The following is an 8,505-nucleotide window of genomic DNA, read 5'->3' as shown; positions in this document are numbered from 1 at the left end:
CCAGGAAAGGCTCTAGCAACAGCGGCTTAAGCCTTGCTGAATCCCGATTTCGCACAGCTTCTTTGGTTTTTTGTTAACCAAGACGATGAAAAGGCTAGAAAAATGGTAGGCGTTGCCGCAAAGTCGCGCCAAACTTACGGCTTCTGTTACATTACGACACAGGGCCGGCCCATCGAGAGCCGGCGCATCAGGGGGATTCCATGAGAAAGCTATTGGCGGCTGTTTTGACCGTAACGCTGGCCGTTTCGGCGCCGCTTGCGGCTCTTGCCGGCAACGCCTCGCTGATCCTCGATGCCCGCACCGGCAAGATCCTTGCCGCCGAAAACGCCGACACGCTGAACCACCCGGCCTCGCTCACGAAGATGATGACGCTTTATCTCACTTTCGAGGCGCTGAAGCGCGGCAAGATCGCCTGGGATACGCCGATCAAAATGTCCAAATATGCCGCCGCCCGGCCGCCGACCAAGCTCGGCGTCAAGGCCGGCGGCACCATCACGGTGCGCGAGGCGGTCTATGGGATGATCGTCAAATCCGCCAATGATGCCGCCGCCGCCATGGCCGAGACGCTCGGCGGCTCGGAGAGCGGTTTTGCCCGGATGATGACGGCAAAAGCCCGCCAGCTCGGCATGAGCCGCACCGTCTTCCTCAACGCATCCGGCCTGCCGAACAGCAGCCAGGTGACGACGGCGCGCGACATGTCGACGCTCGCCGTGGCGCTGATGAAGAACTACCCCAATGAATACCGCCTGTTTTCGGCGGCAAGCTTCAATTTCCGCGGCAAGACCGTGCGCGGTCACAACAATCTCATGTACCGCTACCAGGGCATGGACGGCATCAAGACAGGCTATACCAACGCCTCCGGCTTCAACCTCGTCAGCGCCGTCAGGGACGGCAACCGCCGCGTCGTCGGCGTCGTGCTCGGCGGCCGCACCGCCCGCAGCCGCGACGCCAAGATGGCGGCGCTGCTCGATCGCTATCTCGGCCGTGCCTCGTCTTCCGGCGGCGCCAGGCTGGTGGCGAGCGTCGGCGCCAAGGAGGCCGTCGAAGTCGCTTCCGCCGCCGATGCTTCCGATGTTCCGGTGCCGCTCAACGCGCCGCGCCCGGCCGACGACCTCGCGTCAAAGAGCCTGGCCTATGCCGACGACGCCGTCGTGCCGTTGGACCGTCCGGTCGCGATGGATGAGATCCTGAACGCCGGCAAGGCGCCGAAGATGTCGGCCGAGAAGGCTGATGGCGACTGGCAGATCCAGATCTCGGCCGCCCCGAGCGCCGATGCGGCGCGCGCGCTTCTCGCCCAGGCGAAGTCGGAAGGCGGCGCGCCGCTCGTTTCCGCTTCGCCCTATACCGAGGCGGTCGGGACCGGCGCCAACAGGATCTACCGCGCCCGCTTCGTCGGCTTTGCCAGCAGGGATGCCGCCGTTTCCGCCTGCGATGCGCTGAAGCAGCGCTCCTATGACTGCATGCTGCTGCCGGACCACGGCTGATCGCCGCGACGGGGCCGGCCACTCTGGACATTCATCGGGAATCGCGGTCTCCTTCCATAAACAAAAGGAGAACGCTCATGCTGCGCCGTCTCGCCGACCAGTTCGAAACCTCATCCGCCGCCCATGTCGCCGCCAACGGCATCGAACGCGATGCCGACTGGTTCCTCCTGAAGCTGCAGGAAGAAATGGGCGAGCTCACACAGGCCTGGAACCGGCTGACCGGCCGCGGCCGTGCCAAAGGCCGCTCGCCCGAGGAGATGCGGCGGGATCTGGCCGACGAGACCGCCGACCTCCTCGGCCACCTGCTGCTGTTTGCCCGCAGCAACGATATCGATCTTGCCGCGGCGATCGAACGCAAGTGGCTGTTTCAGCCGGCGGAGCTGCCGAAGAGCTGAGGCATATCGGCTGCGTGAATCAGCCGAGCTTGTAGCGATAGAACTTGTTGTCCACCGCCATCAGCGGGAAGGCGCGGGGCAGGGCGCTCTTGGCAATCTCGGTAAAACCGTTCTTCTCGTAGAAGCGATGGGCGGCGACGAACTTGTCGGTCGTGCCGAGGAAGATATCGGTGAGGCCGGCGTCCCTGGCATGGGCGAACATGCGCTCGAGGAGCAGCGCCGCCACGCCATGTTCGCGGCCGCGCACCTCGGCGGCGACGAACATCTTGCGCAGCGCCGCCTGATTGTGGCCGATATCCTTCAAGCCCAGCGTCCCGACGATCGCGCCGTCCTTGACGGCGACCCAGAACTGCCCTTTGCCGGATTGGTAGAAATCCGGGATTACCCTCAGATCCGGCTGCGCATCGGCGGTGATATCGATGCCGAATTCTTCGCGCTGGATCGGCAGGATCACCGACAGCACGTCGTCGGCGTCGCCTTCGGCAAAAGGTCTGATTTCGATCTCCGCCATCAGCTCCTCCCGCCTCAGGTCTGCGTGCCGCCGACCGTGATCTGATCCATGCGCAGATGCGGCTGGCCGACGCCGACCGGAACCCATTGGCCGGCCTTGCCGCAATTGCCGATGCCGGTGTCGAGCTTCATGTCGTTGCCGATCATCGTGACCCGCTTCATCGCATCCGGGCCGTTGCCGATCAGCATCGCGCCCTTGATCGGCGCGCCGACCTTGCCGTTCTCGATCAGATAGGCCTCGGTGCAGCCGAAGACGAACTTGCCCGAGGTGATGTCGACCTGGCCGCCGCCGAAGGAGACGGCATAAATGCCCTTCTTCACCGAGGCGATGATTTCATCAGGCGTCTTGTCGCCGCCGAGCATATAGGTGTTGGTCATGCGCGGCATCGGCACATGCGCATAACCCTGGCGGCGGCCGTTGCCGGTGGGCGCCATGCCCATCAGCCGGGCATTCTGCCGGTCCTGCATATAGCCGACGAGCTTGCCGTTCTCGATCAGCACGTTGTAGCCGGAGGGCGTGCCCTCGTCGTCGATGGTGATCGAGCCGCGGCGGTTGTCGATCGTGCCGTCGTCGACGACGGTAACACCGGGTGCTGCCACCATCTGGCCGAGAAGGCCGGCAAAGGCGGACGTCTTCTTGCGGTTGAAATCGCCTTCCAGCCCGTGACCGACCGCCTCGTGCAGCATCACGCCCGGCCAGCCGGAGCCGAGAACGACGTCCATCGTGCCCGCCGGCGCATCGATCGCCTCAAGATTGACGAGCGCCTGGCGCAGCGCCTCGTCGGCGCCGTATTGCCAGCTGCCCTCGGTGATGAAATCGCCGAAGCCGATGCGCCCGCCGCTGCCGTAGGAGCCGCTCTCCTGGCGCTCGCCTTGGCCGACCACGACGGAGATGTTGATGCGCGTCATCGGGCGGATGTCGCGCACCCGATGTCCGTCGGCGCGCAGGATGTCGACGACCTGCCAGCTCGCCGCCACCGAGGCCGTCACCTGCCGCACCTTGTCGTCCTTGCCCCTGAGATAGGCGTCGATATCCTGCAGGACCTTGACCTTTTCCTCAAAACTCGGCTGGCCGATCGGGTTCTGGTCACCGTAGAATTTCTTGTTGGTGCCCTGGGGGGCGGCGGCATAGGAGCCGGAATAGCCGCGCGTCACCGCGCCGACCGCATCTCCTGCCCGCTTCAGCGCCGCCACCGACAGATCGCCGGCATGGGCATAACCCACCGCCTCGCCGGCGACGGCGCGAAGCCCGAAGCCCTGCTCGGTATTGAAACTGCCGCCCTTCAGCCGGCCATTATCGAAGGTCAGCGCTTCGGCCTGCGCATGCTCGATAAACAGCTCGCCGTCATCGGCGCCGGCGAGCGCCTCGGCGACAAGGCCGCGCATCGTGGCTTCGTCGGCATCGAAAAGCGGCAGGAGATCGGTGGTCATGGTCTGGCTCCAATGGGCATGCGTTCGGGAATGCGCTTACTCCCTAGATAGGGCTCCAACTGATAAGGAGTGAAGCCCTGTTGTGGAATATTCTTTGTTAGGCGGCGCGATCTCGGAAGATGGAACGTCCTTCGAAAGAGATGTAGGCGTTTTATCGTTTCGCGCCGGGTGGCAGCGTGGCTGTTTTGAGATGATCAGCTTTGGGGGCCGATTTGTTTGAAATAATGAGATATGGTGCGAGTGGGATCGTTCTCGCTCTTCTTTTTCCGGTGACGGGCCTGGCGGCCGATAACTGGCTTGAGAAGGTCTTTCCCGATCCGGAGGAATGCCTCGCTGTGGACGGAATGATCTACTTCGATTTTGACGAGAAACAGTTAGTGGTAAGAGGATATCAAAAAGCGGAGGTCCAAAAGCATATCGCTGCCGCGGATGTGATCGTTCGCGAGGAATGCAAGGGCGGCGCGGGGATTGCTTCGCCATTGATAAACAAGCCGGGCAAGTTCTTTGGAAATCAGTATTCCACATTCGAAATCCCGGCTTCAGGACAATCGAATGATGGGTGCTTCACAGCATCATCCTACAGCATCGTGTTCTCCAAGCCTGCTACGGCGCTCAGGGACGAGATTCAAAGGCGCAGTGGAAAAAGGCTGGAAATCTACTCTCCCAGCCATCGCCGCGACGGCAGTGCAGATGAGATGCCTGGCTATATCTTCGATGCTGGCGACCACGGCGAATATGTCTGCAGCTTTTCCGAATATGATTGAACTCGGAATTCACTGACCGAGCCGAAAGACAACACCTGCGGCGATGGGAGACGGCGCTGGGGAATTTATAGCGCGGCCGTTTGGCTGGAACGTCACCCCGTCCTCCGCCATCCCAGGCCTTGAGCCGAAAATCCATACCCGCCCACTGATGGATGCCGCTTGGATACTCGGGTCAAGCCCGAGTATGACGGAGGGTGGGATGAGCCTTTGGAGCAAGTGCAGCGAGGGAAGACGGAATGCGAGCCTAGTTGCGCTGCGCTCGCATGCCCTCACGGCAGCGCGTCGAAACCCTCGGCAAAACCCTTGAGGTCGACGGGGATGCCGATGCCTTCTTCGGGGGTCTGGAAGACGATGAAGGTTGCCTGGGCGCCGCTGCGGAAGGTCTTCAGCAGCTCGTCTTCGAGCACGACCTCGGCATAGCAGCCGTCGGCGAAGCAGCGCACGAAATAGGCGCGGCCGATATCCTTGCCGTCGACATTGAGGCCGAGGCCGTTCGGCAGGAGCACGCCGAGCGGTGCGAGCACGCGCAGGATCTTCGACTTGCGGTCGGCCGTCTTCAGGACGACGACGGAAAGCCCGACTTCCGGCCGGTCCTCGGCGATGACGTTCTGCATCAGCGCGCATTGTTCCGCCGAAGCGCCGGCCGGCTTGTCGCAGACAACGGACCAGGCGCCATGATTGGATTTCACCGTGCCCGGCGCCTGCGGCTGCGTCTGGCCGGGCGTCGCCGGTTCGACTTTCGGGCTGGCGGCGTTCGGCTGCTGCGGGGTGGGGGCAGGGGCGGCCGGGGCTGGCGCGGTGGGCGCGGCCGGGGAGGGGGCGGGTTGCTGTGCGAAAACGGGCGTCGCCGCGGCAGCCGCGATGCTGGCAGTCACGACGAGCGACTGCGCGAGGGAACGGAAACCCATGAAAACCTCTGGATATCGAATCATTGCCGCTATTGTTGAGGCTGCCCACCGAAAATGAAAAGCCCCACCCCGTGAAAACCGGGGGACTGCGGCAGAAATTGGACCTTTCGGCAAGAATGTGCGGCGGCCGGATTGGCCCGAAAGGCGTTTTTTCATATGCTGATGAAAAACTTGGGATGTTTTGCCGTCCGGGCCTGCCTGCTCTTCATGCCTGCGCTCTAAGCAAAAATGCCGCATAGACAATTGCTCTGGCCTGTTGCGGCAAATGCCAAACTGTGGTTTGAAGCGCTGAAGATGGCAAGGATTCTGCGTTGGTTTTGCAGGTCAAGCGCTCGAGGGAGATAATAAGGTGATGAAGAAGGCTTATGCAGTTCTGACCGCGCTGGTCTGTCTGCTTTTTGCTTCCGGCACATATGCCGACCAGCCGAAGCCGTGGCAGGCGACGCTGCAGCCGGCGGCGACGCCGATCATGCGGGAAATCCACTGGTTCGAACAATATACCCTGTGGTTTATCGTTCCGATCACGCTCTTCGTTCTGATCCTGCTCATCGTCGTCTGCTTCAAGTTCCGCGCCAGCGCCAATCCGGTGCCTTCGAGGACGAGCCACAACACGGTGATCGAGGTCATCTGGACCGTGGGGCCGGTCCTGGTGCTGCTCCTGCTCGCCATTCCCTCCTTCAATCTGCTGACGGCGCAGCTGACGCTGCCCGAAAACCCCGACGTGACGATCAAGGCGACCGCCACGCAGTGGCAGTGGAACTATGAATATGAGGGTTCGGGCGACAGCCCGCTCGCCTTCGATTCCTACCTTTTGAAGGATCAGGACCGCGCCGCTGCCGGCAAGGAAGACAAGTCGGTCTATCCCCGGCTTCTGGCCGTCGACAACGAGCTGGTCCTGCCTGTCAACAAGACGGTGCGCGTCCTCGTGACCGCAGCGCCGACCGACGTCATCCACGCTTTCGCCATGCCGTCCTTCGGCATCAAGATCGATGCCGTGCCGGGCCGCCTGAACGAAACCTGGTTCAAGGCCGAGCGCGAAGGCCTGTTCTACGGCCAGTGTTCCGAGCTCTGCGGCAAGGACCATGCGTACATGCCGATCGCCATCCGCGTCGTCTCCGAGGACAAGTACAAGCAGTGGCTGAGCGCAGCCGCCAGCGACCTGCCCGGCGCCTACAAGACACTCATGGCCGCAACCGATGGTCCCGCAAAGGCCGTCGACGTTGCCGAAGCACAGTAATTAAAGGGGATCGGGACAATGGCTGGACCTTCCGCTCACGACGATCATTCTCACGCTCACCACGATCACGCGCATGATGATCACGACCATGGTCATGATCACGCGCACAAGCCGAGCTTTTTCGACCGCTGGCTGTTCTCGACCAACCACAAGGACATCGGCACGCTCTACCTGATCTTCGCGATCATTGCCGGCATCATCGGCGGCGCGCTGTCGGTGGCCATGCGCATGGAGCTGCAGGAGCCGGGCATCCAGATCTTCCACGGCCTGGCCTCGATGGTCTACGGCTACGAGGGCGATGCCGCCATCGACGGCGCCAAGCAGATGTTCAACATGTTCACGACCGCGCACGCGCTGATCATGATCTTCTTCATGGTCATGCCGGCGATGATCGGCGGTTTCGCCAACTGGATGGTGCCGATCATGATCGGCGCCCCCGACATGGCCTTCCCGCGCCTCAACAACATCTCCTTCTGGCTGATCGTTCCTGCCTTTATCCTGCTGCTGCTGTCGATGTTCGTCGAAGGCCCGGCCGGCGCCTATGGCACCGGCGGTGGTTGGACGATGTATCCGCCGCTGGCCACAAGCGGCACGCCGGGACCGGCGGTCGATCTGGCGATCTTCGCGCTGCACATTGCCGGCGCCTCGTCGATCCTCGGTGCGATCAACTTCATCACCACGATCCTCAACATGCGCGCTCCCGGCATGACGCTGCACAAGATGCCGCTGTTTGCCTGGTCCGTGCTGATCACCGCCTTCCTGCTGCTCTTGTCGCTGCCGGTTCTGGCAGGCGGCATCACCATGCTGCTCACCGACCGTAACTTCGGCACCTCGTTCTTCTCGCCGGAAGGCGGCGGTGATCCGATCCTCTACCAGCACCTGTTCTGGTTCTTCGGTCACCCCGAGGTCTACATCCTCATCCTGCCGGGCTTCGGCATGGTCAGCCACATCATCTCGACCTTCTCGAAGAAGCCGATCTTCGGTTACCTCGGCATGGCCTACGCCATGGTCGCGATCGGCGCCGTCGGCTTCGTCGTCTGGGCCCACCACATGTACACGGTCGGCCTGTCGCTCGATGCCCAGCGTTACTTCGTCTTCGCCACCATGGTCATCGCCGTGCCGACGGGCGTGAAGATCTTCTCCTGGATCGCGACGATGTGGGGCGGCTCGATCTCGTTCACCACGCCGATGCTCTGGGCGATCGGCTTCATCTTCCTGTTCACGGTCGGCGGCGTCACCGGCGTCCAGCTCGCCAATGCCGGTCTCGACCGGTCGCTGCATGACACCTATTACGTCGTGGCCCACTTCCACTACGTTCTGTCGCTCGGCGCCGTCTTCGCGATCTTCGCCGGCTGGTATTACTGGTTCCCGAAGATGACCGGCTACCTCTACAGCGAGTTTCTGGGCAAGCTGCACTTCTGGATCATGTTCATCGGCGTCAACCTGGTGTTCTTCCCGCAGCACTTCCTCGGGCTTGCCGGCATGCCGCGCCGCTACATCGACTATCCCGATGCCTTTGCCGGCTGGAACTACGTCTCCTCCGTCGGCTCCTACATCTCGGCCTTCGGCGTGGTGGTCTTCCTCTTCTGCGTCTTCGAAGCCCTGGCCAAGAAGCGCGTGGCCGGCGACAATCCGTGGGGCGAGGGCGCAACGACGCTCGAATGGCAGCTGCCTTCGCCGCCGCCCTACCACCAGTGGGAACAGCTGCCGCGCATCAAGTAAATTGCGCGGATAACAGGACGCCGCATCTTGATACGGCGTCCTGGCATTGAGACA

8 protein-coding genes are annotated in these 8,505 nt (G+C 62.5%); 5 read left to right on the top strand and 3 right to left on the bottom strand.

Annotation, left to right across the window (positions count from 1 at the left end):
* Positions 1 to 200: 200 nt before the first annotated feature.
* Both CO671_RS29435 and CO671_RS29430 read left to right on the top strand, forming a co-directional pair.
* Positions 201 to 1,484 carry a D-alanyl-D-alanine carboxypeptidase family protein gene (locus tag CO671_RS29435; RefSeq protein ID WP_097608860.1) on the top strand — a complete coding sequence of 428 codons (1,284 nt, stop codon included), beginning with the start codon at positions 201 to 203 and terminating at the stop codon, positions 1,482 to 1,484.
* Positions 1,485 to 1,561: 77 nt separating this feature from the next.
* A complete protein-coding gene (locus CO671_RS29430) occupies positions 1,562 to 1,879 on the top strand; it encodes a MazG nucleotide pyrophosphohydrolase domain-containing protein (RefSeq protein WP_010032496.1) in 318 nt (105 codons plus the stop codon).
* A 19-nt stretch (positions 1,880 to 1,898) separates the two neighbouring features.
* On the opposite strand, the gene CO671_RS29425 is transcribed toward CO671_RS29430, so the two are convergent.
* A complete protein-coding gene (locus tag CO671_RS29425) occupies positions 1,899 to 2,390 on the bottom strand; it encodes a GNAT family N-acetyltransferase (protein WP_010032502.1) in 492 nt (163 codons plus the stop codon).
* Between the two features lie 14 nt (positions 2,391 to 2,404).
* On the bottom strand, positions 2,405 to 3,820 hold the full coding sequence (gene tldD, locus CO671_RS29420) for a metalloprotease TldD (protein WP_010032504.1): 1,416 nt from the start codon (positions 3,818 to 3,820) through the stop codon (positions 2,405 to 2,407).
* 212 nt (positions 3,821 to 4,032) lie between these two features.
* Here tldD and CO671_RS29415 point away from each other — a divergent pair, with 212 nt between their 5' ends.
* Positions 4,033 to 4,584 (top strand): hypothetical protein, encoded by a 552-nt coding sequence (locus CO671_RS29415; RefSeq protein WP_245423747.1) that lies wholly within the window; start codon positions 4,033 to 4,035, stop codon positions 4,582 to 4,584.
* 269 nt (positions 4,585 to 4,853) lie between these two features.
* Here the strand turns inward: CO671_RS29415 and CO671_RS29410 are convergent, their stop codons facing one another.
* The gene (locus tag CO671_RS29410; protein ID WP_097608859.1) at positions 4,854 to 5,516 is read right to left on the bottom strand and encodes an invasion associated locus B family protein; all 663 of its coding nucleotides are present in this window, start codon (positions 5,514 to 5,516) and stop codon (positions 4,854 to 4,856) included.
* 328 nt (positions 5,517 to 5,844) lie between these two features.
* Between CO671_RS29410 and coxB the strand changes: the two genes are divergently transcribed.
* A complete protein-coding gene (gene coxB, locus CO671_RS29405; RefSeq protein WP_097608858.1) occupies positions 5,845 to 6,729 on the top strand; it encodes a cytochrome c oxidase subunit II in 885 nt (294 codons plus the stop codon).
* A gap of 18 nt (positions 6,730 to 6,747) precedes the next feature.
* Entirely contained in the window at positions 6,748 to 8,451 is a 1,704-nt protein-coding gene (gene ctaD, locus CO671_RS29400) for a cytochrome c oxidase subunit I (protein ID WP_097608857.1), read from the top strand.
* Positions 8,452 to 8,505: the final 54 nt, after the last annotated feature.

Source organism: Rhizobium sp. M10 (genome assembly GCF_002531955.1).
GTDB lineage: Bacteria > Pseudomonadota > Alphaproteobacteria > Rhizobiales > Rhizobiaceae > Rhizobium > Rhizobium etli_C.
This window is presented reverse-complemented; position numbering and strand designations above follow the sequence as displayed.